This is a genomic window from Alicyclobacillus sp. CIJ1 (genome assembly GCF_057538885.1).
The window spans coordinates 1-24,373 of sequence record NZ_BAAJPH010000104.1 but is presented as its reverse complement, the minus strand read 5'-3'; the positions used below and the strand labels follow the sequence as shown (position 1 = coordinate 24,373).

29 protein-coding genes and 1 pseudogene are annotated in these 24,373 nt (G+C 55.8%); 20 read left to right on the top strand and 10 right to left on the bottom strand.

Annotated elements, in window-relative coordinates:
- The 10 genes from AC27E8_RS08520 to AC27E8_RS08475 all read left to right on the top strand — a co-directional run.
- The coding region (locus tag AC27E8_RS08520) for a DUF669 domain-containing protein (protein WP_487111438.1) at positions 1-347 on the top strand (347 nt) is incomplete at its 5' end.
- Positions 348-349: 2 nt separating this feature from the next.
- The gene (locus AC27E8_RS08515) at positions 350-757 is read left to right on the top strand and encodes a hypothetical protein (RefSeq protein WP_487097546.1); all 408 of its coding nucleotides are present in this window, start codon (positions 350-352) and stop codon (positions 755-757) included.
- 54 nt (positions 758-811) lie between these two features.
- Positions 812-1,054: a hypothetical protein gene (locus tag AC27E8_RS08510; protein ID WP_487097548.1), complete on the top strand. Its 243-nt coding sequence runs from the start codon at positions 812-814 to the stop codon at positions 1,052-1,054.
- Between the two features lie 294 nt (positions 1,055-1,348).
- Positions 1,349-1,546, top strand: a complete 198-nt coding sequence (locus AC27E8_RS08505; protein WP_487097550.1) for a hypothetical protein — start codon at positions 1,349-1,351, stop codon at positions 1,544-1,546.
- 24 nt (positions 1,547-1,570) lie between these two features.
- Positions 1,571-1,966 (top strand): RusA family crossover junction endodeoxyribonuclease, encoded by a 396-nt coding sequence (locus AC27E8_RS08500; RefSeq protein WP_487097551.1) that lies wholly within the window; start codon positions 1,571-1,573, stop codon positions 1,964-1,966.
- Between the two features lie 77 nt (positions 1,967-2,043).
- Positions 2,044-2,625: an AAA family ATPase gene (locus AC27E8_RS08495; protein ID WP_487097553.1), complete on the top strand. Its 582-nt coding sequence runs from the start codon at positions 2,044-2,046 to the stop codon at positions 2,623-2,625.
- On the top strand, positions 2,616-2,837 hold the full coding sequence (locus AC27E8_RS08490) for a hypothetical protein (protein ID WP_487097554.1): 222 nt from the start codon (positions 2,616-2,618) through the stop codon (positions 2,835-2,837). Before AC27E8_RS08495 ends, AC27E8_RS08490 begins: the two co-directional genes overlap by 10 nt.
- The gene (locus AC27E8_RS08485) at positions 2,834-3,556 is read left to right on the top strand and encodes a putative quorum-sensing-regulated virulence factor (protein ID WP_487097555.1); all 723 of its coding nucleotides are present in this window, start codon (positions 2,834-2,836) and stop codon (positions 3,554-3,556) included. Before AC27E8_RS08490 ends, AC27E8_RS08485 begins: the two co-directional genes overlap by 4 nt.
- A gap of 90 nt (positions 3,557-3,646) precedes the next feature.
- On the top strand, positions 3,647-4,252 hold the full coding sequence (locus AC27E8_RS08480; RefSeq protein ID WP_487111436.1) for a hypothetical protein: 606 nt from the start codon (positions 3,647-3,649) through the stop codon (positions 4,250-4,252).
- A 91-nt stretch (positions 4,253-4,343) separates the two neighbouring features.
- Entirely contained in the window at positions 4,344-4,859 is a 516-nt protein-coding gene (locus tag AC27E8_RS08475; RefSeq protein ID WP_487097557.1) for a sigma factor-like helix-turn-helix DNA-binding protein, read from the top strand.
- 195 nt (positions 4,860-5,054) lie between these two features.
- Here AC27E8_RS08475 and AC27E8_RS08470 read toward each other — a convergent pair whose 3' ends face one another.
- A complete protein-coding gene (locus tag AC27E8_RS08470) occupies positions 5,055-6,254 on the bottom strand; it encodes a transposase (protein WP_487097559.1) in 1,200 nt (399 codons plus the stop codon).
- Between the two features lie 159 nt (positions 6,255-6,413).
- On the opposite strand from AC27E8_RS08470, the gene AC27E8_RS08465 reads away from it, so the two are divergent.
- The 4 genes and pseudogenes from AC27E8_RS08465 to AC27E8_RS08450 all read left to right on the top strand — a co-directional run bounded on the left by AC27E8_RS08465 (position 6,414) and on the right by AC27E8_RS08450 (position 9,459).
- Positions 6,414-6,707: a hypothetical protein gene (locus AC27E8_RS08465; RefSeq protein WP_487097561.1), complete on the top strand. Its 294-nt coding sequence runs from the start codon at positions 6,414-6,416 to the stop codon at positions 6,705-6,707.
- A 57-nt stretch (positions 6,708-6,764) separates the two neighbouring features.
- Positions 6,765-7,854 (top strand): annotated as a pseudogene (gene merA, locus AC27E8_RS08460) (mercury(II) reductase); the annotation flags it as partial.
- Between the two features lie 75 nt (positions 7,855-7,929).
- Positions 7,930-8,589, top strand: coding sequence for a haloacid dehalogenase type II (locus AC27E8_RS08455; RefSeq protein ID WP_487097563.1), 660 nt, complete (start codon positions 7,930-7,932; stop codon positions 8,587-8,589).
- A 513-nt stretch (positions 8,590-9,102) separates the two neighbouring features.
- The gene (locus AC27E8_RS08450; RefSeq protein ID WP_487097565.1) at positions 9,103-9,459 is read left to right on the top strand and encodes a DsrE family protein; all 357 of its coding nucleotides are present in this window, start codon (positions 9,103-9,105) and stop codon (positions 9,457-9,459) included.
- Between the two features lie 173 nt (positions 9,460-9,632).
- Here the strand turns inward: AC27E8_RS08450 and AC27E8_RS08445 are convergent, their stop codons facing one another.
- From AC27E8_RS08445 to AC27E8_RS08405, 9 genes are all read right to left on the bottom strand, one after another.
- On the bottom strand, positions 9,633-10,328 hold the full coding sequence (locus tag AC27E8_RS08445) for a Crp/Fnr family transcriptional regulator (protein WP_487097567.1): 696 nt from the start codon (positions 10,326-10,328) through the stop codon (positions 9,633-9,635).
- Positions 10,329-10,422: 94 nt separating this feature from the next.
- On the bottom strand, positions 10,423-10,647 hold the full coding sequence (locus AC27E8_RS08440; protein ID WP_487097591.1) for an ATP-binding protein: 225 nt from the start codon (positions 10,645-10,647) through the stop codon (positions 10,423-10,425).
- A 63-nt stretch (positions 10,648-10,710) separates the two neighbouring features.
- Entirely contained in the window at positions 10,711-11,469 is a 759-nt protein-coding gene (istB, locus tag AC27E8_RS08435; protein ID WP_487097569.1) for an IS21-like element helper ATPase IstB, read from the bottom strand.
- A gap of 66 nt (positions 11,470-11,535) precedes the next feature.
- Entirely contained in the window at positions 11,536-13,092 is a 1,557-nt protein-coding gene (gene istA / locus AC27E8_RS08430; RefSeq protein WP_487097571.1) for an IS21 family transposase, read from the bottom strand.
- A gap of 194 nt (positions 13,093-13,286) precedes the next feature.
- The gene (locus AC27E8_RS08425; RefSeq protein ID WP_487097573.1) at positions 13,287-13,892 is read right to left on the bottom strand and encodes an ATP-binding protein; all 606 of its coding nucleotides are present in this window, start codon (positions 13,890-13,892) and stop codon (positions 13,287-13,289) included.
- Complete coding sequence (gene istA, locus AC27E8_RS08420; protein ID WP_487097575.1) at positions 13,889-15,391, bottom strand: IS21 family transposase; 1,503 nt, start codon at positions 15,389-15,391, stop codon at positions 13,889-13,891. The genes AC27E8_RS08425 and istA (AC27E8_RS08420) overlap by 4 nt, the downstream gene beginning before the upstream one ends.
- An 820-nt stretch (positions 15,392-16,211) precedes the next feature.
- Entirely contained in the window at positions 16,212-17,429 is a 1,218-nt protein-coding gene (locus AC27E8_RS08415) for an IS256 family transposase (RefSeq protein WP_487097577.1), read from the bottom strand.
- Positions 17,430-17,840: 411 nt separating this feature from the next.
- The gene (locus AC27E8_RS08410) at positions 17,841-19,055 is read right to left on the bottom strand and encodes a glycosyltransferase family 2 protein (protein ID WP_487097578.1); all 1,215 of its coding nucleotides are present in this window, start codon (positions 19,053-19,055) and stop codon (positions 17,841-17,843) included.
- A complete protein-coding gene (locus AC27E8_RS08405; protein WP_487097580.1) occupies positions 19,052-19,924 on the bottom strand; it encodes a hypothetical protein in 873 nt (290 codons plus the stop codon). The genes AC27E8_RS08410 and AC27E8_RS08405 overlap by 4 nt, the downstream gene beginning before the upstream one ends.
- A gap of 309 nt (positions 19,925-20,233) precedes the next feature.
- On the opposite strand from AC27E8_RS08405, the gene AC27E8_RS08400 reads away from it, so the two are divergent.
- The 6 genes from AC27E8_RS08400 to AC27E8_RS08375 form a co-directional block, all read left to right on the top strand.
- Positions 20,234-20,878 carry a hypothetical protein gene (locus tag AC27E8_RS08400; RefSeq protein ID WP_487097581.1) on the top strand — a complete coding sequence of 215 codons (645 nt, stop codon included), beginning with the start codon at positions 20,234-20,236 and terminating at the stop codon, positions 20,876-20,878.
- A gap of 313 nt (positions 20,879-21,191) precedes the next feature.
- Entirely contained in the window at positions 21,192-21,719 is a 528-nt protein-coding gene (locus AC27E8_RS08395; RefSeq protein ID WP_487097583.1) for a hypothetical protein, read from the top strand.
- Between the two features lie 68 nt (positions 21,720-21,787).
- Positions 21,788-21,976 carry an AbrB/MazE/SpoVT family DNA-binding domain-containing protein gene (locus AC27E8_RS08390; RefSeq protein WP_487111434.1) on the top strand — a complete coding sequence of 63 codons (189 nt, stop codon included), beginning with the start codon at positions 21,788-21,790 and terminating at the stop codon, positions 21,974-21,976.
- Positions 21,973-22,410 (top strand): universal stress protein, encoded by a 438-nt coding sequence (locus AC27E8_RS08385; RefSeq protein WP_487097586.1) that lies wholly within the window; start codon positions 21,973-21,975, stop codon positions 22,408-22,410. The genes AC27E8_RS08390 and AC27E8_RS08385 overlap by 4 nt, the downstream gene beginning before the upstream one ends.
- 233 nt (positions 22,411-22,643) lie before the next feature.
- Positions 22,644-23,534, top strand: a complete 891-nt coding sequence (locus tag AC27E8_RS08380) for a DUF6011 domain-containing protein (RefSeq protein WP_487097588.1) — start codon at positions 22,644-22,646, stop codon at positions 23,532-23,534.
- A gap of 73 nt (positions 23,535-23,607) precedes the next feature.
- The coding region (locus AC27E8_RS08375) for a DUF6011 domain-containing protein (RefSeq protein WP_487111432.1) at positions 23,608-24,373 on the top strand (766 nt) is incomplete at its 3' end.

Genomic DNA, 24,373 nt, shown 5'->3' with positions numbered 1-24,373 from the left:
AGCCGTTGCCAGATGGCAAGTACCTTTGCCGCTTGGAGCGAGCGGAAGTCCGCAAGAACAAGGGCAACGACGGGAAGCACTTGTTCTTGGTGCTTGTGGTGGACGAGGGGGCCATGAAGGGGCGAAAGGTCTATCACAACAGGGTCATCGCTGACAATGAGAAGGTCCTTGCGTGGTTGAAGAACGATTTGCTGGCGATTGGATACAACGACTACGTCTCAAAGCTGGAATCCCTGGTAGGGAAATGTGTCGGCACCCGGGTCAGGGTGACGCTCAAGACGGTGACGAATCCTGGCGACGGCAAGAAGTCGCAAGTGGTCTATCTTGACCCAGTTAGGGGGCGCTGACCATGCGGGCCACATTGGAGCGGTACACGGCGGAGTTCGCCTTGTGGAGTCGGCACACACCGAATCGGGATCTCGTGGCCCTAGTGTACGATGTGCGGGATCGCGACGGGCATCTGCTTCGGAAGCACGCGTGGTTGCAGCTCGGACATTGCTCGCCTCAGTATCAACCGCCGCTTCGCTCGGGCGAGATCGTCGAGTTCTACGCTCGGCGCGAGCGGTACAAACGCAGAAAGCCTCCGCCGCCTGGTGAGGAATCGGAGCCGTGTATCGGATTCCGGGTGGTGGGGTGTTTGTATCCAGCGGATCTCGAGCGGAGGGAGGATTCTTATGAATCGACGCGAGGTTTGGCGACGGCGCTTGCGCCGACTGTTGGTGCCATGGCGCAAGGAGCGGGTGTGGATCCCCGTTGACCCGCCGGAGCGCCGACAGCCGCCTGCGACGCCGGAAGCTTGGGAGGATGATTTTTGATGATGTTAGCAAGCATCGTTGAAGATTGTATCGACGCAATGGAACACGATCGCGATGCCTACGTCGTCTATAAGATTCCGCGAATCGCCAGAGGATGTCGAATTCGCATCACACCGAAAAGTGGCCCTTTGGGCGAAGTCGTAGAGGTCGGCCAAGGTTATACTGTCGCGAGGTTCAAGGCGTCCAAAGTCCTGGAATGGCTCGCGGTATTGGGTGATGGAGATGCACAACATGCATGAGCAGGGACAACAACAAGCGACAGTCGTCGAAGCCCGGCCACTCAAATGGCGACGAGGGTTGCCGACGGTGCTCGAGGTCGTGATGGAAGTCAACGGCCAGGTTCGGGTGCAGGAGTACATTTTGAGGCCAGAAGGCACATTTCGACCCAAACGAAAGAGGGATTTCAAGCATGCCTAGACGTCCGCAACGCATGATGGAGAGACCTAAATGCCGGTTCTGCGGCGAGCCCGTGGCCTATCCGTGGAGCGTGCTCTGTGAAGACTGTCGAGACGAGTATCGGGAGGGCGAAAAACATGAACGAGCGATTCGAGTTCCTCGAGGCGCAGTTGAAGCAAGCCGGTGAGCGCGTTGCACGCGCGAAGGCCTTGTGGCTGGTGAACTGCGACAGTGACCATGCCAATCAACTCTACGAGCGCTATCGAGCCGAACAAGCCTACCTTGCGCAGTTGCTGGATGCCATCTTCCAATCCAAAAACCCGCAAGCTTCGTAACATGGACAGGAGTTCCGATCGAATATGCAACGTCTGATCTTGCCGCTCCCGCCTTCCGTCAACCATGCTTATCGGACCTATGTGCATCCGGGGACGGGCCAGCGGATGCGGGTCCTCACCTCCGAGGCACAACGCTTCCGGCGGGACGCGGCTTATCTTGCGCTTCGGTGGCGGCAGATGACGGGCTGGGCGATGCCGCAGCCCGGGGTCAAGGTGGTGCTGAGGCTGTGGTATTTCTGGCCGTCGCGCCGGCGAATGGACACCCATAATCGAGAGAAAGTGCTGTTGGACGCGCTCGAAGGCGTACTCTATCCGGAGGACCGATGGGTACTGATTCAGGAGATGGACTTTGCGGTGGATCGGAAACATCCTCGGGTCGAGATCGAAGTGCTTCTTCACCAAAACCTTTGCGCAACGTAACGATTGGGACACGTGCATTGCAAACGAGTATTCGCTATGCTCAGAATTAGAACATACGTTCGTTAGGGGTTAGGGTTATGGAACGGAAACTCCAGCACGTATTCCTGATGGGGCCGATGGGCGCTGGCAAGAGCACGGTTGCGCAGTACCTGCGACGGGAGATGGGCTACGTCCGGTATTCGATGGCGGCGCCCGTCGAAGCCGTGCTTGATATTGCGGCGCCGTGGCTGAAGGACGCAAGTAAGGCGGTGCGGCGGCCGTATCTACAAAAGGTCGGGCGGTTTCTTCGTGAGTTCAAACCAAATCCGCTGCTCCTTGCAGCGGAGGAGGTGTTGAAGCACACTGTGAGTCCGATCGTCATCGACGATGGACGAACGGTTGAAGAAGCGGTGTGGGCGGACCAGCACGGGTTTCTCGTCATCATCCTCACCGCCTCAGAGTTCGTGCGCCGGCGTCGCATTCTGGCACGAGATGGTGAGCTGCCGGACATGCGGACCCACGAGGACGAGACGGAGCAACAGTGGCGGTACGCGCGGGGTCTGGTCATTGACACGAGTGATCTATCGGAAGACGAGATGTGCCAGATGGTTCGCGCCGCGATCGAGTCCCACCGTATGGGGCGATGCAAACGAGAGGAGCGAACGGGCCAATGGCGATGAGACATGAGCACGGCACGCCGGTGCCGAATCGACACAAGGAACGGGCGAGCGGGGCGTCGGAGATCTCCATCTACCGAATGGACCCGGTGGAGATGGACCGATATCTTCGGGAGAAGTACGGCGCACGGGTGTTCTCGAAGCCGGCGGGTAAGCCGCCGGTCGGAGCAGATCTTGAGTCGAGAAAGTCAAAGCGAAAGAAGGGGACGCGTTGAGATTACAGGAAGCACGATTCGTGGTGGTAGACACGGAAACGACAGGACTTCCACCAGACGGCCGCGTCGTCGAACTCGCGCTGGTCGAGGTCGGGCTCGAACGTGAGCCGCAGATCGTGTACTCGGCGCTGGTCGATCCCGGGTGTCCGATCCCGCCGGAGGCCTCTGCGGTGCACCACATCACTGACCGCGACGTTGCGGGCAAGCCGCGCTTGTCGCAGGTATGGCCGAAGGTGCTCGGATACATTGGCGACGCGATCCTGGTCGCGCACAACGCGGAGTTCGACCGCGGGATGTTGCCGGAGACGGGGCGACCGTGGATTTGCTCGAAGCGCCTGGCGCAGCACTTGTGGCCTGATGCGCCGCGGCACTCGAACCAGGTTCTGCGGTACTGGCTTGGGATCGACGTCGAGGTGGGACAACCCCACCGGGCGCTCGGCGACGCGATCGTGACGGCGCATGTGTTCCAGCGGGAACTCGGGGTGTATCTGGAGGCAGGGTATCCGGACGATGTGGGCGAGCTCATCGCCTTTGCGGAGTCGCCGATCCAAGTTGCGGTGATGCCGTTCGGCAAGCACAAGGGGATACCGTTGAAGGACGTGCCGCTGGACTATCTGGACTGGGCGCTGCGCAACATGCAGGATCTCTCACCGGACTTGCGGTGGAGCATGCAGCGGGTGTTGGAACAGGGGCTTGGATGGACAGGAAGGGCAATTTAGGTGTTGACAACCAGTATATATGTGCTATTATAGGAACAAATAAGTTGAACAAACATCGCGGAGGGATGAAAGACGGCGAAGTCGAAAGTGATGGAAGGTCGTATCTCCGATCCGGATGTCATGCTCATCTTGACCTCCCCCGAGCGGACACTTGAGTCGGAATTTGTGACGCAACAGAACTGGGTGCGTGGTTATGGCCATGGCGATCCGTTCCCAAGTCCTGAGTCTGTAATCGAGTGCCTTAGAAACGAGGATGTGATCGGGTGGCGGACGTTTTGGTTCGGACTCCTGCTCCGTTGTCTTCTGCACCATTCGTCCGAAATTCGCGACTTCGTCCATGAGCAGTTCCCGAAGGATTGGGTCTCGGTCGTTGAGGAGGCCGACGTCAGCGGTTGGTATCCGGCAATTCGTCGCAATTTTGAGGAAACAAGCGACGCGCTTGATACGATAGACGAGCATCTCACGGCAATCGACCAATGGGTGTTCATCGCGTATGACGGGCTTGAGGCCTTCGATGCCGCGGGCTCGTACATGCCAATCCGTGCGCTCATCGGGTTCTGGTTCGACCGCCTGCGCAGGTGGCAACGCCTTCACGGGAAAATCTTTCTGCGGCGTGATCTGTTCGACGTTGGTCGGCTCAATTTCCCGGATGCTTCGAAGCTTCGAGCACATACGTTCGATTTAACAGAACACTGAGGCTACGGAACGTATCGTGTTGTACTCGGCATGCCTCGGTTGTGGACAAGTCTGTGGATTCTGTGTGGACAACCTGTGGAGGGACACACCCATGCGTCGCGATCTGGACGACCTAATTGCGGAGTACGAGTCCACCCGCGAGTCGATCCGTGAAGCCCTCAATCGTGCGCGGAGAGAGCAGAACGATCACGACGCCGCCCTGTACGAGAGCATGGTGAAGACGCTTGACTACGCGCTGGCGGTGATGGAGGGCCATTACTGCGCACCGAGGCGCGAGATTCTCGTGGGAGACTTGGTGGACCTGGACAGGCTGGCGACGCGGCGAAGGCGGTGGATGGACTGGGACGACGCAAGCGAGGGTGGCGAAGAGGAAGAGCGCCTACCTGTGGCGTGGCTGTCGATCCTGAGCCTGCGGGAAGCGGCGTGCCTCTTCGCGTACGAGTCCGGCATGACGTACTCGGCGATCGCGCGGGAGCTTGGGATCACACGCGGCGCGGTGCAGAACTATCTGAAGCGGGCGCGGGAGAAGTTGAAAAGGGCGGAGGGGGTGCAGTTGGGGTTGTGGAAAGAAGGGGCTAGCACAGTGAGGTCCGCTACGATAACTTGACACGAACTTGCCATGGGCATGGATCGACACTACTTTATATTAAGGTATTATGATGAGCCTTTTGCAGAATGACTGATTCCATCGCGAGCGAAAACCACGCACACTTCTCGTGAAAGATAACGTATTCCATAAAAACCCTTTTCTTTTGTGTGGATAGATCACGCACCTTCAGTGGTGTTCGTTCGAAGCATCAGGTTAAGCCACCTGCTCGAGACGATTCGTCCGGTGCATCGCCAGAGCAGATGCCAACAGTACACTGGCGTTGATGTACGCATGCGCTGTGACCTTCTCGATACCCCGCACATGCAGGTCGTCAAGCATGAGCTGCTCTTTCAGCCGTGAAAAGCAGCGTTCCACCGCGGTCCGTTCATCGTAAAGCATCTTCCATGTCCGAGAGCCGCGATGTGGATTCGCGTATCGACGGACGTCCTCATCGATGTGCTTCTTCACGACCATGCCATAGTTCGATGCAGAACAGGCAGCCATGCCAAGCGGGCAATCGACATGTCCTGTCGCATGGGGACAGCGAAACTTGAGCCAGGTGTTATGGACGCCCCAATACGTCATTCGGTACCCCATCGTGCAGCGGGGCGTGCCGTCGAAATCCATCCCTTCCGGCGGCTCTTTCTCATTCCGGCGATTCATCGGAATGATAGCCTGAGCGCCCAATGCTCGAGCGGCTTCATAGTTTTTCGTCTGGTCGTATCCCGCATCCATCAACACGAAGCGAATCCGCCAGTCGTGGTGATGTAGCTCTTCCATGAGGGGAATGGCCATCTCTCCATCGTAGACGTTCGCTGGCGTCACCGTGAGCGCCATGGGAAGTTCACTCTTGGCATCGACCGCCAAATGAACCTTGTAGCCAAACCACGCCAGCTTGTTGCCAAAGGCATCGAACTTCGCGCCCCAGTTGGCCCGATTGGAGGGCTGGACACCTGAGCGTGGGTGTTTCCGCTCATACGCATGGATCGCCGTGCTGTCGATGGCGACGTGTTCGCCCTCGATGAGTCCTTCATCGTGACATTGACGAACCAACTCGGCAAATAGTGTCTCCGCAACCCCTTTGTCGACGATGGCCTGAAAGACGCGGCTTAGGGTGGAGACGGACGGAACAGGTTCGTGAAGGGAGAAACCGCACTGGTAACGGAAGCGCAAATCACTCTCCAGACGTCGGTGAAGCTGCGTAAAGGTCGAAATCCCTTCAAGGGGGGCCACGAGAAATGCGCGCAAGATGGCTTCGCGAGAGATGGGCTTGGCCCCTTGGGGTGTCAAACTTCTCAACTTCGCGGCATACGGACCCAGATCGAGCGCGGAGAAAAAACGCTCACGCCGCTCCGAAGGGTCAATTTCCATCCATTCGTCAAAGGAAAAGAGCCATGTTTGTCGAATGTACACGTTGGACTTCGCCCCCGTAGAAATGGTTTGGTGGATACCATTTTCTTTCTCTCAAGTTGGGGTGAAGTCCTTCTTTGTGCTCGAAAAACCCTTGCCGCACAAGGGCTCGTGATTCTGCAAAAGGCTCTGATATGTAAAAGATCTGTAGGAGGCGGTACGATGGAACAGTTGGACGGTCATCCGCAGAAGTCGGCCTGCTCCACGGGCTCATCGTGGGCACTGTTTGGAATTCCGCTGGCTGCTGTTTTGTGTTGTGGGCTGCCGGTGATTCTCACGGCCCTTGGCCTGACAGCGGCCGGGACTTTCTTGACGGCGAATCGGTACTTCATCCTGGGCGGGATGATGCTGTTGATGGCGGTCGCGATGTTCGTCGGATCGAGAAGGGGAAAGCGTTGTGGTCAAAGGGCCTGTTATGCCAAACACGAACCAAATCCCGCAGACTCCGCAGGATGAGCATTGAGGAGGGACATCGTTGGCACAGCTGAAACTTCAGCCGGGAGAGGTTGTTCAATCGGCGAATATGGCTTCGACCTCATCCGTGGCGAGGTCCGCTTCGTGGGTCCGGCCACCGTCGAGGTGGACGGACGGCGGATTCGGTCCCGACGTTTCCTCATTGCTACAGGTGCCTCGCCAGCAGTACCGGACATTCCAGGGCTCATGGATGTGGATTATCTCGTCAGCACCACGGCACTTGAACTGCAGGAAGTGCCAAAGCGTCTGGCGGTGATTGGTGCCGGTTACATCGCAATGGAGCTCGGGCAGATGTTTCAACGCTTAGGCGCAGAAGTGACCTTGATGCAGCGGGGCGCCCGGGTCCTGAAAACATACGACCCAGAAGTATCCAACGCCATCACCCAGGCGCTTACGGCACAGGGTATCCGGATTGTCACCGGTGCCACCTTCTGCTGGGTGGAACAAGGTGGGCAGATCAAACGGGTTCATCTGATCGTGAACGGCCAGAAACAGGTGGTGGAAGCGGAGGCGTTGTTGGTGGCCACGGGCCGTAGGCCGTGGGACGTTGAACCTTCAGGCGGCGCAGGTGAAAGTCGGCCATCGGGGCGAGGTCCTCGTCGACGAGTATCTCCGGACCTACAACCCGAATGTCTACGCCGCTGGAGACGTGACGATGGGGCCACAGTTCGTGTATGTGGCCGCGTATGAGGGGGCAATTGTGGCCGAATACGCTGTGGGCGGCGGACAGCGGAAGATAGACCTGTCTGTGGTGCCGGCCGTGACGTTCACGTCGCCCGCCATTGCTACAGTCGGGTTGACGGAGGAGGCAGCAAGATCGAAAAGGCATGACGTCCTGACATCCGTACTGCCGTTAGCTGCCGTGCTAAGAGCGCTGGTTAACCGGGAGACGACCGGTGTATTCAAACTGGTGGTCGATGCGAACACTCGAAAAATCCTCGGTGTTCATGTTGTGGCGGACAACGCTGGTGAAGTCATTTATTCGGCGGTACTTGCAGTGAAGTTCGGCTTGACTATTGAGGATCTCCAGAACACCATGGCACCATACCTTACCATGGCAGAGGGGTTCAAACTTGCAGCCCTCACGTTCGACAAAGACGTGTCCAAGCTCTCGTGCTGCGCTGGATAATGGAACGCTATCATTGACTCGGATGCAAAGGATAGTGCACTTCAGTAGCGACACAGTGTCCAAGGAGGGATTCTGGTGATTGCAGCATTTGTATTCGACGCCTATGGTACGTTGTTTGATGTGCATTCCGTGGTAGATGCATGCGAGGATGTCTTTCCAGGATACGGTGAGCCAATCAGTCAAGTTTGGCGACAAAAACAACTTGAATATACTTGGCTGCGTGTTTTGATGCGTCGGTATGAAAACTTCGAAGAAGTAAACCGAGATGCACTGAACTATACGCTCAATCAACTGAATTTGAAGTGCGAAAGTGTCATCGTCCAAAGGTTGTTGGATGCTTATCTTCGACTGGAACATTACCCCGAAGTGCCACAGGTTCTCAACGCGCTTCAGCCCCGTAAGTTGGCGATTTTGTCGAATGGGACTACGAACATGCTCGAGGCTGTGGTTCGGAATGCTGGACTGCGGTCGTATTTTGACGACATTCTAAGTGTGGACGCACTGCAAACATACAAACCAGATCCACTGGTGTATGAATTGGCGGTTTCAGCATTAGGAATAGCTAAAGAGCGAATTTTGTTTGTCTCGTCGAACGGTTGGGATGTAGCTGGAGCAAAAGCATTTGGATTCACTGTCGCATGGGTCAATCGACAGGGTAAACCGCATGAAGAACTGGGAGTACGACCAGATTACGTCGTACGGAACCTCCTCGAGCTTGTGGATTCGGTTCCCTGAATCGCAACTTTGATCCTGTGTGACAGAAGAAATGTACCTGAGAAGGACAGGACCGGTTCCTGGCAACTTGGATGCGGCGACTTATTAGAGCGTCCTGGATTGATGCAATGCAACCTATACGAACATTTCACGTATCGTACTGATCCAGCAGGGAATTGTGAAGTACATTACGGATTGCTCACTGCAAAAGGGGCAATATAGAAGCGCGCTGGTTAGCCGGGCGTCCATCATGCCGGTATTCACATCACGAGGGGAGGGGAATGCTTGATGTTTCGAAGGCATGCTAGATGTCCTATGGGGGATCCAGCCGTAACGACATATTTCAAGTTCTGGTGAGAGAAAGAACCGGAAGATTGGTCCAGGATCAAGGAGCTTCAAGAGGCTGTCGGACACGGAGTGGATGAGGGCCTAACTCGTTTAAATGCACTCAGTCGGCATATCGATGCAGGTTGCACCTATTTCTGATAAAGGAACCTGGGTTGTAGAAAAGTCATGATTGGAAGGTGAATGAGGATGGCAGACAAGTTCTTAATCGTAGTTCAGGCGGGTCCGCAGGAGTTGGCAAGAGCACTGCACGCACTGTTATATGGACAAGAACTCCACGAAGCGGGTTTTACAGTCCAGGTCATGTTCGATGGAGCAGGCACGACGTGGATTAAGGAGTTTAAGAATCCGGAACATAAGTATTTTGATGTCTACAAGCATGTTGAAAAACTCGGGGTTATTGCAGGGGCTTGTGAGTACTGTGCCAATGCATTCGGTGTTGTGGAGCAAGTGAAGGAAGCTGGCGTCCCATTGTTTGGAGAGGCAGGAGGACATCCAAGCCTCGTGAAGTATATCAAGGAAGGATACACTCCGCTAATTCTGTAAGGATGTCATTTCCCCGGATAGGGTCCGTTCGTTGTTCGTGAATAGCCACTCACGTCGAGTGGCTATTCATCTGTTTTGTTTGCTATAGTAGTTCATCGTTGAGGATTAAATCTTCTACCCAGAGTAGATAACCTCTTTTAAGCAGGGACCATCTGGCGCAGGTAACGCTTGGCTCATCGTTTTGCGACTATCTCTTCCGCCTTCTTCAAATTGACTGCAATCTCCTTGCGGCTTGTGGTCACTATGCCCTCTTTGGCCAACCGTGCAAGAGTCGCGGAAACAGACTCACGCGTGGCGCCAATCATATTGGCGAGGTCCTGGTGAGATAAACTCATATCTAGCTTTATATACGGACTCGTTTCATTTGTATTCACTTGGCCGAATCTCTTGGCTAGTTTTGAGAGCAGGTAAAGCAAACGATAACGGACATCACGATATGCGATATTTTCCAACATGTCTTCGACTTCGCGAATCCTTTGGGTAAGAATAGCAATCAGTTTGAGAGCTACCTGCGGTCTTTTCATAAGCAAAGCTTCAAAATCCTTTTTGTCTAAGACACAGACCAGTGCATCATCAATTGCTTCCACGTAAGCGTCTCCGGACACCGTTGAAAAAGTCTCGATTTCACCGAATATGTTGCCTTTCCCCAACAAACCCAGAGTCAATTGCTTTCCGTCCTCATTGACCTTGAAAAGGCGTACACACCCTTGCTTCAGAAGATAGAGGTTCTTGTTCTCGGTATTCGGGCTAATGATGAGAGTTCCCTTCTTGATTGTGCTCATGAGGGCCATGGAACCAACCATTTGTAAATCTTCAATCGGCAATTCCTCGAACAGGTTAATTTGCGAAAGATACCACAACTTATTCATGAGCCAATCCCCTCTTTCGACGCCTCTGTTTTGCGCAAGTCAAAAGTGCAGAATAGCGACGCGGATTTGTGCATAGGCACGGTTCGTCGGAATCTTATGACGACATCGCTTCCGAAAGCGCATGTTGCAACCGGTAGCTCTCGCCTGTAAATGCCAGCACGTGTGCATGGTGCACGAGCCGGTCGACGAGCGCTGCAGTCAGTCGCTCTTCGCCAAAAATCGTGTTCCATTGTCCGAATTCTAAATTCGATGTCACGATGATGAGCATTCCGACTCTTTTGGACACCCAATCCAATAACTCTTGGACACTCAGTCCAATAACTTTTGGACACTTGTTCCGACATGTCTTGGACAGGCAAATGGCCTGTCGTTCAGCTACTGCTTATTTACCAGTTTCGTTGTCCTGGGGCAAGCTATTTCGTAATTTTCGCATGGATTCGCCTTTCAACATGAGCTTGTGAGCATGGTGGACGAGCCGGTCGAGGACGGCATCCGCGACCGTGGGGTCAGCAAATGTGTCGTACCACGCCTCAATCGGCAGCTGACTTGCCACACATGTCGATTGACACGAGGTTCGGTCGTCCAGAATGTCGAGTAACTCTCTCCCCTCCGGCGCGCTCATCGGTGCCAGCCCCCAATCGTCAAGGATGAGGAGATCTGCACGCCCCAGTTGACGCGCTAGGCGTGGGTAACTTCCATCGGCTTTCGAGATGGCGATGTCTTGGAACAGTCTGGATAGTCTGTAGTACCGTACACGATACCCCTGGCGACAAGCAGCTGTTCCCAGAGCGCAGGCAAGGAAAGTCTTACCCACCCCCGTCGGGCCGCAAATGATCAGGTTTTGGTGGTTCGCAATCCACTGTCCTGTCAACAGGTGGCGAACGACAGACGCTTCGAGCCCCCGAGCGACACTGTAGTCAATCTCCTCTGGTGCGGCATGGAACCTGAGATGGGCTTCCCGAAGCAGACGAGCGAGTTGGCGATTGTGCCGTTCTGTGCGTTCGTAATCCACGAGGAGCCCGAATCGTTCATCGAACGACAACGCGCTCATGTGGGGGTCTTGGAGCTGGCGCATATACGCGTCTGCCATGGCCGTCAGGCGGAGCTCTCGCAAGTGCTCAAGCGTTTGATTTGGTAACACAACGGATTCCTCCTCTAATTTCCTGTTGGGGTTGGAGCGCGAAAGTGAAGTCGCCTTTGGCGCGGCTCAAAGGGTCAAACCTCGCTCGGCCACAGATGTGCCGGCGTAATAACGAGATCCGCGAAGGTTCTCATGTGTCGGGACGGAGATGGCCTCGCATCCCGACGGCGGCAGTGCGACACGATCCAACCCTTTCTCCAAAATCGATTTCACACTTCTGTAGGAGACGGCTTCGATCGCGAGAGCTCTCAAGGCCGCAGCCTCGAGTCGGTCATGGGAGTATTGCCGGGCAAGACGACGCAACCCCAAGCAGGCGCGATACCCCTGTTCGGGGTGTCGCTTGGTTTCCAGTAGGTTCTTGACAAACGTGCCGGTGCCGGGACCGATACTTTCAGCCCAGGTGATGAGTTTTGAAGGAGTCCATTCAGCGTGCGCCTGATGCGCCTTGGGCCGGTGCAACGGTTCGGTCACCTGTTGACCCTTGCGAAATGCCCGCACGTGGCTGGCGACGCGCCTGCCTTTGTGAAACACTTCGACCACGTTTTGCGTCACTCGAACGTCGAGTTGTTGCCCTACCAACGTATACGGAACGCTGTAATAGACCCCATGGACCGCAATGTGGTAATCTATGTTTACCCTTGCGGTTCGCCATACAGCGAACTCGTAGGGATGCTGTGGAAGAGAGCGGAGGGCCGGCTTGTCCAGGGTCTCAAACAGGGACTTGCGTGAGCCCTCCAATTTCTGAAACGGTTTCTCATTCAATTTGACGAGCAACTCACGAATCGCCTCGTTGACCTCTGCCAGGCTGAAAAACGTCCGATTGCGAAGCACGGCTAGAATCCAGCGCTCAACCAGCAGCACAGAAGCTTCGGCTTTCGCCTTGTCCTTTGGTTTTCTTGGCCGAGCTGGCATCACGGCACACCCGTAGTGGTTCGCCATCTCGGCGTAGGTGCGATTGAGGCCGGGCTCGTAACGGTCTGCTCGCCGCACGCCCGCTTTGAGGTTGTCCGGAATAATCAACTGTGGAACGCCTCCAAAGAATTCAAACGCACGCACATGCCCGCCGATGAAGGAAGCAAGATCCTGAGACCACTGAGCCTCCGCATACGCATAACCACTCGCACCTAGCACAGCCACGAAGATCTGCGCTTGGCGAACCTCACCCGTCACGCGATCGACAACGCGGACGGTCGGCCCCGTATAGTCCACAAACATCTTCTCTCCTGCATGATGTGTCTGGCGCATCGACAAGTTCACTGTCTTGGCCCATTGTCGATAACGCTCGCAGAACCGGCTATACTGCAGACCTTCCGGGTGCGCAGCCTTATACTCCATCCACAGCAGCAGCAAGGTCACGCCCTTGTGACGCAACTCTTTGTAAACGTAATTCCAGTCCGGCTCCTGAACGCGCGCAGGTCGTCCCGAGGGAGAGGGAAATAGATGAGCCTCCAGCAGCGCATCGTCGTCGAATTCGGTGGGCAGCGGCCAAGATAAGCCGGCTGCCTTAACGCGACCGAGGACGTTGGTGACGGTGCTTGGGGAAATCCCGAGACTCCGAGCGATCGCCCGACCACTGAGGCCCATCTCAGCGTGCAACCTGAGAATCTCTCGAACCCTTGGCATGGAGGTCCTCCAATCTCGCATGGGTACCGACTCCTTTTCGTGGGATACGACAATATCCGCCACAAGGGGAGCGAAACCCTGCAATATGAACTGGAAGCTACCGAGGCCTCATGCCTGTCCAAGTATTTTCGGAATCAGTGTCCAAAAGTTTTTGGAACGGGTGATCGAGAGTTATCGGAATCGGTGATCGAGGATTATCGGAATGGGTGATCGAAAGTTCCCGGAATACGCACGATGACGCTCCGCTGCTCATAGCAATCCGAAATGACGTGGAATAACAACTCTGCGCCGTCTTTGTGAAAAGGCACAAAACCCATTTCATCGAGAACAAGCATCTCTGCCTTCTTCAGTTCGCTCAGGAAGCGACGCAGCGTCCCCGCTTGGTATCGCTCCTGCAGCGTCGCCACGAGGTCGTGAACGCGGAAAAATCGTACTTCATGTCCCTTCGCGCATGCCTTCATCCCAAGGGCAATCGCCAAATGCGTCTTTCCCGTACCGACCGGCCCGAGCATGAGCACGTTCTCTCGGCGCTCGAGAAACCCGAGCTCTGTCAGGTGTTCTCGGCTGCAGTGCGGCGGAAACTTGATTTTGCTGAAATCGTAGCCCTCCAACTGCTTTGCCTGAGGGAACTGGGCTTTCTTCAGCAGCCGCCGAATCCGCGCGGCTTCCCGGCCCTTGAGTTCCGCTTCGAAGACACCCAGGAGAAACGTGGTGCGATCTTTAAACGGAATGGATTCATAGGTCTCCATCACATACCCTAAGTGCAGGCTTTTACAAGCTTGAGCGAGCGCTTCTTTCATCGCATCCTCATCTCCAGCAAGGCGTCGTATCGCCGAAGGTCAGGCCGATACCCGAAAACTTCCGTTGGCGTATGGGACTCGATCCAAGGTGCAGGTCGAAACTCGGGATGCTGCCTAGCATACAAAGCGTGTTCCAGCACCGCTTCGGGATGCGAATGGGTCTGAAGCGTCTCCAGCACTTCACCGATGTCCGCCATGTCGTACCGCTCGAGCAAGCGGCGAATGAGGCCCACTCGCGCCTTTCGGAGGTCAGTCTCCGGCACTTGCACAAATGTGCGCACCGACGCGGGCAAATACTTCGCCAAGTCGGAGTACATCACAGCGCGCGGCTTCCGGCGATAGCCGTCGAACACCGCTTTCCAATCGATCTTAAACGATTTGTCCACGTACGGTCGCGGGAAGACCGCAAGCCTTTGATACGTCCCATCACTGGAAAGGACCTCGATTTCATCCCATTTGACCTTCAGCAAGACCGTCGCCAGTGCTTCGCACTGAGGCAGGGGATAGGTCGTGTTTTCGAATCGCAGCTCGCGGTACTTGTTCAGCCGGGAGGTCGTCAAACGGAAGACCTCGAATGGGACATCCGGCAACGCAAGCAGCTTCTTGCGCTCTTGTGCCCACAACTCGGCGATGAGTTCTCCCTTCGCGTAGTGTGGCCGCGCCATATCTTGGGTTTCCTTCTCGGCGAGATACGCTTCCAGCTCTGCGTCGGTTTCGCACACCGGCGGCGGCACGAGCCAATTGCGACGTGTATAGCCAACTTTGTTCTCCACATGCCCCTTCTCATGCCCTCGATAGGGATTGCAAAACAGGGCTTCGACGCGGTAATGAGCGACGAATCGCGCGAACAACTCTGTATAGATGCGTTGCCCGCCTGTCTCGACTTCGGCCACCGCTGCAGGGAGATTGTCAAACCAGATCCGCCTGGGCACACCACCAATGCGCTCAAACAGACGTTTCAGGGCTTCCAGAAAGCACTCCGTGTTTTCCGCCCGCACGGGAAATGCGAACGCTGCGTTGCTGAACGGGAACGACATCACGAGCACTTTCCGTTCCACGAGTTTCCCGCCCTGGCCGATGTAGGCCGTCTCAAAATCGACTTGCGCTTCTCCGCCGGGATGCTCGAGCCGTTCGTAGGCTTCCGCTGCTTCGGACTTTAGGGCTTCTCTTCGTTTTGAGACGTATCTCTCCACTGCACGACGACTGCCTGGGTATCCATATTCCGTTCGCAAGCGTTCAAAAATGCGCTTGGCCGTGTAACGTTGCTTGCGGGGAAGCGCTTGTTCCTCGAGCAGCCAGGTGTCGATGATTTCAAGGTACGGTCCCAGCACCGGGTGGCGCGTGCGGCGGGGACGAAGGCGTAGATTCCAGTCGTCCCGCGTCGCGTACTTTTTCGCCGTGCGCCAGTTGACACCCACAGACCGCGCAATTTCGGAGATCGAGTACTCCCCACTCTCGTAAAGAAACTTGATATACTGCTGCTGAGGCACTTTCAACATCCTCTCTCATCCCCCTTGAGGCGTCTTCGTCAACCCCAAGGGTAGAATTGGTAGAGTGGTGTTGCAAGTGCCTATCACATTTCCGCAGGCGCCGCCATGCTGTGTAGATTTGCGTGTCGGCGTTCTGCACTTTTATTTTGCGCTAAACAGCCTCTATTTGTTCTCTGCGCTCAACAACTGCTGAACTTCCTCTTGTTAAAGTCTCAAGTGGTGGTGTAATATCGGCCGGCCCGAATTCACGCCGAAGCCACCGTGCGTGTCTACTGTAACCGTCAAATCACCCCCACATGGTATCTGCCCTCCCGCTGCTTGAAAATGTCCTCATCAAGCCACGGGAGGGTTCTTGTATGCGAGAGCGCATGGCTCACCAGGAGAATGCCAGATGGGATCGTGGTGCAGAGCAGAGACGGCGAAACGTAGAACCTCGCGCAAGCGGACAGTTGGCACGACGCGACTTATCCGCGGATCCCACGAACCCGGGTCGGTCATGGGTTCGTGGGACTTCGTATGACTACAAAGTGTGGAAGTCGGGTTTCAATTCCATTTGACGGTCAGAGATGTTGTAATACCGTTGCACCAGATGGACAACTCGAGAGACGGAGGGTAGGTTAAAGTCTCAAGTGGTGGAATTTCGCCGTGCGTGCCTTATGTGTGACATTGTCGGCTTTGACCCTTGGCGAACTTTATCGACCGCCGTCACGCTCCGTCAAGGGACGCTTCGCTCGTCCTTCGACGCCCTTGACGGGCGTTCGGCGGTCGATTCTCATTCGTTAGGGCCAAAGTCTCGGTGTGCATGGTCGCATCACTTCGCCGCATGCACCTATTTGTGCAACCATGCCGCTGCCGCGAGTTGGGGCTGATTCGGTTTCAACTTGGCCATCGACTCCAAGCTGAAATACCTCCGTGCCACCATCCACTCTTCGTGCTGCTCTTGCAAAATAGCGCCTGCGAGTCGTAGCACGGCCTCGCGATTGGGGAAGATGCCTACGACGTCCATCCGCCTCCGCATCTCCCGATTCAGGCGCTCCAGCGGATTGGTCGAGCAGATCTGCCGCCAATGCTCAAAGGGCAGCGCCATGAACGCCAACACGTCGTCTTCCGCATTGGACAGGATCTCCATCGCCTTCGGGAATCGCCCCTTCAATTCGTCCACGACGCGCCGAAGTTGTTCGCGGGCGGCTTCCTGGGACGATTGGGCAAAGATCGTCCGCAGGATGGATGCGACCATCGCCTGCTCCTTCTTCGGCACCTGACTCAGCACGTTGCGCAGTGCGTGCACCTTGCATCGTTGCCAGGTTGCACCTGTGAGCACCTCGGCAATCGCTTGGCGCAAACCCGCGTGTGCGTCGCTGACGACCAGCCGCACACCCCGCAGTCCACGGGCTTTCAGGCTTCGGAGAAAATCCGTCCAAAAGGCACCTTCCTCGCTCGTGCCGACGTCAAACCCAAGCACTTCTCGCTCACCGGTGTCCGTCACCCCAATCGCAATCACCAAAGCCATGCTCTGCACGCGACCGCCTTCCCGAACCTTCGGGAAGGTCGCGTCGAGCCACACGTACGGATATTCGTGTTCCAGCGGCCGCTCTTTGAACTGTTGCACGGTCTCGTCCATCTGCTGACACAGACGGGAGACTTCGCTTTTGCTGATGCCCTCCAATCCAAGGGCTCGTACGAGGTCGTCCACTTTGCGGGTGCTGACGCCCTTCACGTAAGCCTCCTGGATGACAGCCGCAAGTGCTTGCTCCGCTCGTCTCCTGGGCTCGAGCAGGGAGGGGAAGAAGCTACCTTGGCGGAGTTTCGGGATCTTCAGCTCCACGGTTCCAAGGCGCGTATCCCACGTGCGCGAGCGCGAACCGTTTCGTTGCGTGACGCGGCTCTCTGTGCGTTCATAACGCTCCGCGCCGATTTTCTCCGTCGCCTCCGCATCGACCATGAATTGGGCGATCAGTTGCATGAGTTCACGTAACACATCGATGTGATCCTCATCTTGCATCTTGCGAATCCATTCCAAAACTGCGAAGCTATTGAGCGAAGCCATCGTGCGTGCCTCCTACTTTTGGTGTTGGGTCACACTTTGAGTAGACACGCACGGTGGCTTTCTCGTCAATTGGGACTGACGAATTTTACACCACTACTTGAGACTCTAACGGGTGTACAGATCTGGGATCTTAGCGAATGGATTATCGGTTCTGTTGTGGGTGAAAAACCCGATCTGGGTTTTGTGTGGGCTGATGATGGTATGGGCGAACACCCGTGTGGTTGTGTTTCCAGCTAAGCAAACGATGTCCGATGGCGCATGGATCGCACTACTGCGGGGTGGTTTCAGGTTACCGGAAGGGTTTGATCCGTGTACGAGTGGCTTGAACACTGAAAGTTGCATATGACATCGAATTGAAGACGATGATCGCCGCGTCGATGCCTAAGACGGCATTGCGCGGCGGAATGAGAGTCAGAAACGGATCGTTTTATCCCATACGATTTCAACGCCTCGTTTTCGAGTTTTCAACTGACGGTACCACCCTCGCACTAGTATGACAATCCATAATTGAGCATAGGTGAAATACATCACATTGGCGATGGTGATGTTTTGCAGACTTCCAAGATCGTCTAATACAATAGCGGCATAGAGTTGCACAACGTAAATCACGCACGCTTCGAACCAGATGAGAAGCAGAGGTACGGTGAAATGGGTGCTGACAAGGTTCATCAACCCCAGGATAAACCATGTGTCGGAAAGTACAACAAAGAAGATAAACAAGATATAAATCGCAAGCTGCTGAAGCGTATGGACGAGAACACGGCCACGCCACCAGGATGGCGACCAAAATGATTTTAGGATGAGATAGACATTCCCCTGCATCCATCGTGTGCGTTGCCGTAGCCATACTCGTAGAGACTCAGGTTCTTGTTCCCATGTACGCGAAGAGGGAACAACAGGGAGTTTGTAACCCGCGGATGTGATTCGAAGGGTGAGGTCGGCGTCTTCTGCGAGCGCATATGGGTCCCAGGCTCCTACTTCTTGTAAGACCGACCGCTTCACAATCATGTTCGTTCCCGTTAGAGAGCCTGTATGAAAGAGCACCCATCTACCGCATTGCATGATCAACTGAAAAATACTGAATTCCAACGCGATCATACGCGTCAAGGTGTTACGTTCACCATTGATCGTCTTGACGTAGCCCACAGCCCCGCCAGCCTTGTCGGTTCGTTCCGCGGCTTCAACAAGAAGTCGAAGGGAGTCTGGTTCGGGCTGATTATCGGCGTCGAACACAGCGACGTAGGATGAGTTTACGAGTGAAAGGCCATAATTCAAGACACGCGATTTGCCTTTCGGTGTCCCCGGTGGAACCAACACGTGACGAACTTGAGGGAAATGTCTAGCGAAAGATTCCGCAATTTCGCCGGTATGGTCGGTAGAACTGTCGTTCAGGACGAGAATCTCGAGATGGCCTGGATAGTCAAGCTTGACCATCGCCTGCAAAGTATCTCCGAGAACTTTTTCTTCGTTGTGGGCGGGAATTAGAATCGATACGCTTGGATAAGTTGGTAGTCTTTGCACCGTAAATGTCTTGGTACGGAAAGCAATCCCCGCAATGAGCAGAACCGAGTAGTACATGAGTAGAACCCAGAAGCATGTAGCCACAAATAAAAGCAAGGCACTCATGAGCTCGCCTTCCTTAGAGTTGGTTGTGTAAAGGTTTGGATGTCCGGAAGAATCCCATGCTCTTGTAGCGTTTGGTGCACTGATTCCCAGGGGCCGTTCAACTCGATTCGACGCATCCGAACGATATCGTCGGTATTCGTGAGAACTTCATGTATTGCGTTCCACAACCGATTTTCGATGATTGAGGTACCTGCGTCGGTAACATTTTGCAAGGCGACAAGTAAACGAGTCGGGGACTGCCGACCCACAAGGTCATATCGACCGCGAACACTGGTTAGTAAGATGGTCGCAACTTTCTCGATGGCTGCTTCCGCAACAGACGAAAATGGAGCGTTCGCATCAATGACAAGGAGAACCCCGTGTTCTCCACGACGAGCCATCGCGGTTACGACATCCTGTAACTGATACAGAAATTCATGTAGAGTTAGGACACCGTCAGGATCGAATTTGCGTAGCACACTTAACTCTTCTTCTGCCTTGATCCACCGCACGAAGACGCGATGCAAAATCAAGGTTTCCATCCACGTCGATGTACCCAAAATCAAGGTCAAGGCGTGATTGATAAGCCACGTGATCTGTTTCCAAGGAGACCAGTGTCCCTCCCAAGCCAGAAACACAAGTGTAAATCCAAACATCAATAAAATAGTCATCAAAATACCAAACGCTCGGTATGGGCGCACCCACATGCCCAACAGTAAGAACAAAACTGTCGCTCCAGCAAGGCTGTAAAACTGTAACTTCGGAAGTCTTTCACATAGCAACGAGATAGATGCCAATTGGACTGCGAGGAGAATGGGAAATGTCCATCGTATCCGGTCAATATGATGAGTCACCCTATGGAAGTGTTCATTTAGCAATTGGAGATCCATTGGCTCACCTCCTACTGTGGATTACGTAATAGGGAGCGCCTAAGATCTCAGTATTCGTTGTCTTCAAGTATGGAGGATCTTTTTACAAAAGAGCATCGAAAACGACAACCAAAGGTTCCCTTTGTCCAATCAGCATTGAACTGAATACCACAACCAGGTCGCTGTTTGCCCTGCAAACGCCCCATAGACGAAGACACCATTCTTCGTCTGGAGGCGATGGATTGTGAACACGGATCTGTTGTTGGAGGTTCGCGAACTGCAAGATTGGCTGGCGGAGTGGGAGGTGTTTTTCGTTCGGAGGAAGAATCCATGATGCTGCTGGTAAGCGGAGCAACGCGAACGGTTTACAGACACGCTGAGAACCCTCACATCGGCGTATTGTTGGTGCCTGGCGCTAAGAACGATGTTCGCAAGATTCCGTGCGGAATGAAGATTGCAGCCGACAACGGATGTTTTCGTGGGTTTGATGCGCGAGCGTTTGTTGGGATGTTAGAGCGTCTTCGCGAATGCGAACGTGAGGTGCTTTGGGTGGCTTGCCCGGATGTGGTCGGGGATGCAGAAGAGAGTGCGCGCTTGTACCGGATGTGGTCATCGACGATCCGGGCATTTGGCTTTCCTGTCGCCTACGTCCTGCAGGACGGCGTGCGTTGGATCCCTTGGGACGAGATTGCGGCGGTTTTTATCGGCGGGACGACAGCCTTCAAACTCAGCGCGACAGCAGCCGCCATTGCGCAGAAGGCCAAGCAACGCGGGAAGTGGGTGCATATGGGGCGAGTCAATAGCGTGAAGAGGATGCGATATGCACAGGGAATCGGGTGCGACAGCGTCGACGGCACAGCGTTCAGTCGGTATCCCGACACACATATTCCATGGGCGCTGAGGTTACTGGAATATGAGCAGTTAAGACTGGATTTGCCGATATGTTGTGTTGATCGCGACGCCAGCGTCAGATGAACCATGTTGCAGGAGTGTCCCATCCGGACAAGAACGTGTCGACGACGAAGTATGCGATTCGATGGACGCTCGCGGTTGTGCAGAAGATCACGAATTGATGGAGTACTTGGCTTGCGCATATGCCTAAGCGGGATACACTGATGTCAGGGATAGATATAGCTGCGTGATCAGGGCCGAGAGAAGGAGAAGCCGGCCCTGGTTTTGTTTGTGGATACGCTTGTTGTGCGGCTCCAAACGCCTCAAACTATTTTTGAGCTTTTGAGCTGAAGATGAGCTTGTCCAATATTCTGAGTTTGTGGAGGCGAGGGGCGCGGTGCGAGTTCGAACGCGATGGGACTGGACGTTTGCGATCCTCGGAAGCGTTCTGCTGTTCTTGGTGGGGTACATCCACTTGGCACTCATGGTCAACCAGTTTGGACTGCATTCGCGGATCGGGGTTCTCTTTCTTCTGAATGCCATCGGGGCATGGGTGGCGCTCGTCTGGATTTTATGGAAAGGGAGTTGGCCGGGGTGGATTCTGGGTTTTTTGGTCTCTGGTGGCGCGGCCTTTGCGAAGCTCGGGATGGGTTCGATTCCGGGGCTTCGAGCTTTGGTGTTTGGCAGGCGAGGATTCCCACGGAGACCTCCGGGAGGTCTGGGCACGCATCGCTTTGGACATAGGCCAGCGCCTGGTGGCGCGCCGCCGTTCGTGGGACATCATGTTCTTCCGCTCCCCGGGAGTATCGCCACTTGGGGCACGGTGTCGGTCGTGATTGAGGTTGCGTATGTTGTGCTGACCGTTGTGGCGCTGTTGGCTCAGGCATCGCATGCGGACGGGGCCAGTTTGCCGGGTGAAGTCTAACACAGAGGCAGGAACGGGACGGGGCCATCGCGAACTGGAAAGCAGATCAGAACCAGGAGGCGAGGCTTGTGAGAGCCTGTCGGAGAGTGCGGCACGTGGGCCGACTGGGGAGGATGACGATTCCTCCGAAGGTTCGGGTGGCGTGGAATCTCCGGAATGGTGACCCGATGCGTTTCACTCTGGAGGGGGACGCCATTGTGGCCGAATGCGTCTCTCCTTTTGGTGCAGAAGTGCCACATTGGAGTGATGAGCGATGAAGACGATCGTGTGGGCCGTGGACGGTTCGGAGTGCGCGTGGCGAGCTGGCGAGTGGGTGGCGGAGATGCTTGACAAGTGGCCGGAGGCGGAGCTTGTGGCGGTGTATGTGCACGTGCCGACGGTACCAGCGGCCGATGCTTGGACTGGGATTGGCATGCCGACGGTCATGGATGTAGAGGCGCAGGAGACGGCTCTTGAGCAAGAGCTTCGGGACGAGGTGCTGACGAAGTTCAAGGCTTATGCTGGGCGTGTGACATTCCGCGGCGAATACGGCGCGCCAGCGGACGCGATTGTCCGCGTCGCTGACGAAGTGAACGCGGATATGATTGTGGTGGGCACGCATGGACGGAAGGGACTCGACCGGATGCTCATGGGAAGCGTGAGCACAGGGGTGCTGCATCGGGCGAGACAGGCGGTGTTGGTGGTGAGATAAAGCATTTGTTGTATTTGTAAATGGAAGGCTTCCCATGTGTTGAATTTGCGAGGGTTCGAAGTGTACAATGTAGGTAGATTCGTTGCACCTCCATGGGTAGGCACTCCATTATCAACGGCATCCTAATTGGAAGCAGAGTGGATGTTGGAGTTCCACTCTGCCTTTTTTAATTCAATTTTGTCTTCCAATGCCCCTTCCAACGAGGACCATTTTCTCGCTGGAGGGGATTTTTCATGTCCAGGTGTGTGCGCTGTGGTCGTCCGCTTCGTTCACCGTCCAGTATTCGCCGCGGTGCCGGGCCTGCGTGCGCGAAGTTGTTGTTGCGGCAGGTCGGGGTTGAGGGCCGAATACCACGAGGATGGTCTGCGTCATCGGACGAGCGGGTGCAACGGCTGTTGGGCATGGGAGATCAGGTCGACGCGCCTGTGACAACTCACGGTCGGCCTTCCGATACGGAGACTGTCACGCGACAGCCCACACGTATCACGGCGACGGACGCCAAGCGACTGATGATGGACGCGGGTGTGCCCGCACGACATCGGGAACGTCTGCTGTCCAGGTTGCCTCACGTCACCCGTGAATACCGCTTCAGCAATGGTGGAGAAGAGCTGGAGACGCGGCGTACGCGCACGGTCGTTGGTCGGTTGTTCCAGGTGGAGGACGTGGAGCGTGCGATTGCGGAGTACAAGGCGAATCTTGACATGGCACGACAGTGGGACGAGCAGATCCGGCAGGAGCGAGCGGCTGAACGTGCTCGACGAGCAGAGGAACGGGCTCGGGAAGAGGAGGCCGCGCGCGCCGCGGAGGAGGCGGTTCGGCGCGACCGTCGGGATCTGGAACTCGCCGCGGCCAAGATCGCCGAGCTTGAAGCGAGGTTGCGGGAACTCGAGAACGAGCGGAATCGAGAACTGACCGAGGGCGGTTTCGAGGCGTTCCTTCGGTCGATCGAGCAGTGGGCGAACTCCGGCGGTCAGGAAGACGAGGTGTCGACGATCCGAACGCAGCTCCACACGCTTCGTGAATTCGCTCATTGGCTGGAGCAAAAGCTCGAGAATCCGGCGCATCGGTATGCTGCCGAGCAAGTCGAGGCGTATCGCCGAGCGGTGGCGACGATGCTCGATTGATGCGGTCATGTGCCGTTCTGCCCTGCAAATCCCCCTCTAACGAGATCAAGTTCTCGTCGGAGGGGGATTTTTCGTGACCAACTGCGTTCGTTGCACGCGCACACTGCGCGCGGAACCGAGTATTCGCCGCGGTGCCGGCCCGGTGTGCGCCAAGTGGTTGCTGCGTCAGGTCGGTTGGACGGGGCGTGTGCCCAAAGGCTGGAGCGTCATGTCGGACGAGCGCGTCCAGCGCTTTCTGAAGCGACCACTGTTGTCGCCGGATATTCCGGATGACCAGGCACCCCTCATCAGCACGCACGGTGCGCTTGAGACGATCGCGCCGAAAGCCAGGCCCTTGGAGTCGTATTCGGCGGAGGAACTGCGTAAGGCCGTGGTTCGGGTGCCCAGTCACCTTGCAGCGGAGTACGGAAACGAGGACTATGACGGTCCGAATCGCGAACTCTATCAACGCGCGCGGGCGCTGGGGCTGAATGAGTCCAGCGCGGCCCGGTGGGCGGAGACGGGATCGCCGCCTCAAGCCGTTGAGACGGAGGACGAAGTTCCACTCGGTGGGCCTGCGACGGCGGACAATCCGGACGACGCTCAGGGCGAGGCGACGGAGCAGCGCGCGTTTGTGACGCACAGCCGGAACCCGAAGGTGCAGGAGGCGTTCGAGCGGCTCAACGCGTTGTTGGACACGTTCGAGGACAGCGAACAGTTCAAGCGCTACCTGGAGTTTGCGGCGCGCGTGCCGCGATACAGCTTTCACAATGTCATGCTGATTTACGCCCAACGCCCGAACGCGTCGTGCGTCATGGGCTACAAGAAGTGGCAGGAGTTCGGGCGTCACGTCATGCGCG

What these genes read in the sequence shown, in the direction of transcription:
- AC27E8_RS08515 (WP_487097546.1), top strand. Translation starts at nt 350, where the DNA reads ATGCGGGCCACATTGGAGCGGTACACGGCGGAGTTCGCCTTGTGGAGT.
- AC27E8_RS08480 (WP_487111436.1), top strand. Translation starts at nt 3,647, where the DNA reads ATGGAAGGTCGTATCTCCGATCCGGATGTCATGCTCATCTTGACCTCC.
- AC27E8_RS08505 (WP_487097550.1), top strand. Translation starts at nt 1,349, where the DNA reads ATGAACGAGCGATTCGAGTTCCTCGAGGCGCAGTTGAAGCAAGCCGGT.
- AC27E8_RS08400 (WP_487097581.1), top strand. Translation starts at nt 20,234, where the DNA reads ATGATGCTGCTGGTAAGCGGAGCAACGCGAACGGTTTACAGACACGCT.
- AC27E8_RS08410 (WP_487097578.1), bottom strand. Translation starts at nt 19,055, where the DNA reads ATGAGTGCCTTGCTTTTATTTGTGGCTACATGCTTCTGGGTTCTACTC.
- AC27E8_RS08490 (WP_487097554.1), top strand. Translation starts at nt 2,616, where the DNA reads ATGGCGATGAGACATGAGCACGGCACGCCGGTGCCGAATCGACACAAG.
- AC27E8_RS08475 (WP_487097557.1), top strand. Translation starts at nt 4,344, where the DNA reads ATGCGTCGCGATCTGGACGACCTAATTGCGGAGTACGAGTCCACCCGC.
- AC27E8_RS08415 (WP_487097577.1), bottom strand. Translation starts at nt 17,429, where the DNA reads ATGGCTTCGCTCAATAGCTTCGCAGTTTTGGAATGGATTCGCAAGATG.
- AC27E8_RS08495 (WP_487097553.1), top strand. Translation starts at nt 2,044, where the DNA reads ATGGAACGGAAACTCCAGCACGTATTCCTGATGGGGCCGATGGGCGCT.
- AC27E8_RS08450 (WP_487097565.1), top strand. Translation starts at nt 9,103, where the DNA reads ATGGCAGACAAGTTCTTAATCGTAGTTCAGGCGGGTCCGCAGGAGTTG.
- AC27E8_RS08465 (WP_487097561.1), top strand. Translation starts at nt 6,414, where the DNA reads ATGGAACAGTTGGACGGTCATCCGCAGAAGTCGGCCTGCTCCACGGGC.
- AC27E8_RS08445 (WP_487097567.1), bottom strand. Translation starts at nt 10,328, where the DNA reads ATGAATAAGTTGTGGTATCTTTCGCAAATTAACCTGTTCGAGGAATTG.
- AC27E8_RS08425 (WP_487097573.1), bottom strand. Translation starts at nt 13,892, where the DNA reads ATGAAAGAAGCGCTCGCTCAAGCTTGTAAAAGCCTGCACTTAGGGTAT.
- istA (WP_487097571.1), bottom strand. Translation starts at nt 13,092, where the DNA reads ATGCCAAGGGTTCGAGAGATTCTCAGGTTGCACGCTGAGATGGGCCTC.
- istA (WP_487097575.1), bottom strand. Translation starts at nt 15,391, where the DNA reads ATGTTGAAAGTGCCTCAGCAGCAGTATATCAAGTTTCTTTACGAGAGT.
- AC27E8_RS08380 (WP_487097588.1), top strand. Translation starts at nt 22,644, where the DNA reads ATGTCCAGGTGTGTGCGCTGTGGTCGTCCGCTTCGTTCACCGTCCAGT.
- AC27E8_RS08500 (WP_487097551.1), top strand. Translation starts at nt 1,571, where the DNA reads ATGCAACGTCTGATCTTGCCGCTCCCGCCTTCCGTCAACCATGCTTAT.
- AC27E8_RS08405 (WP_487097580.1), bottom strand. Translation starts at nt 19,924, where the DNA reads ATGGATCTCCAATTGCTAAATGAACACTTCCATAGGGTGACTCATCAT.
- AC27E8_RS08385 (WP_487097586.1), top strand. Translation starts at nt 21,973, where the DNA reads ATGAAGACGATCGTGTGGGCCGTGGACGGTTCGGAGTGCGCGTGGCGA.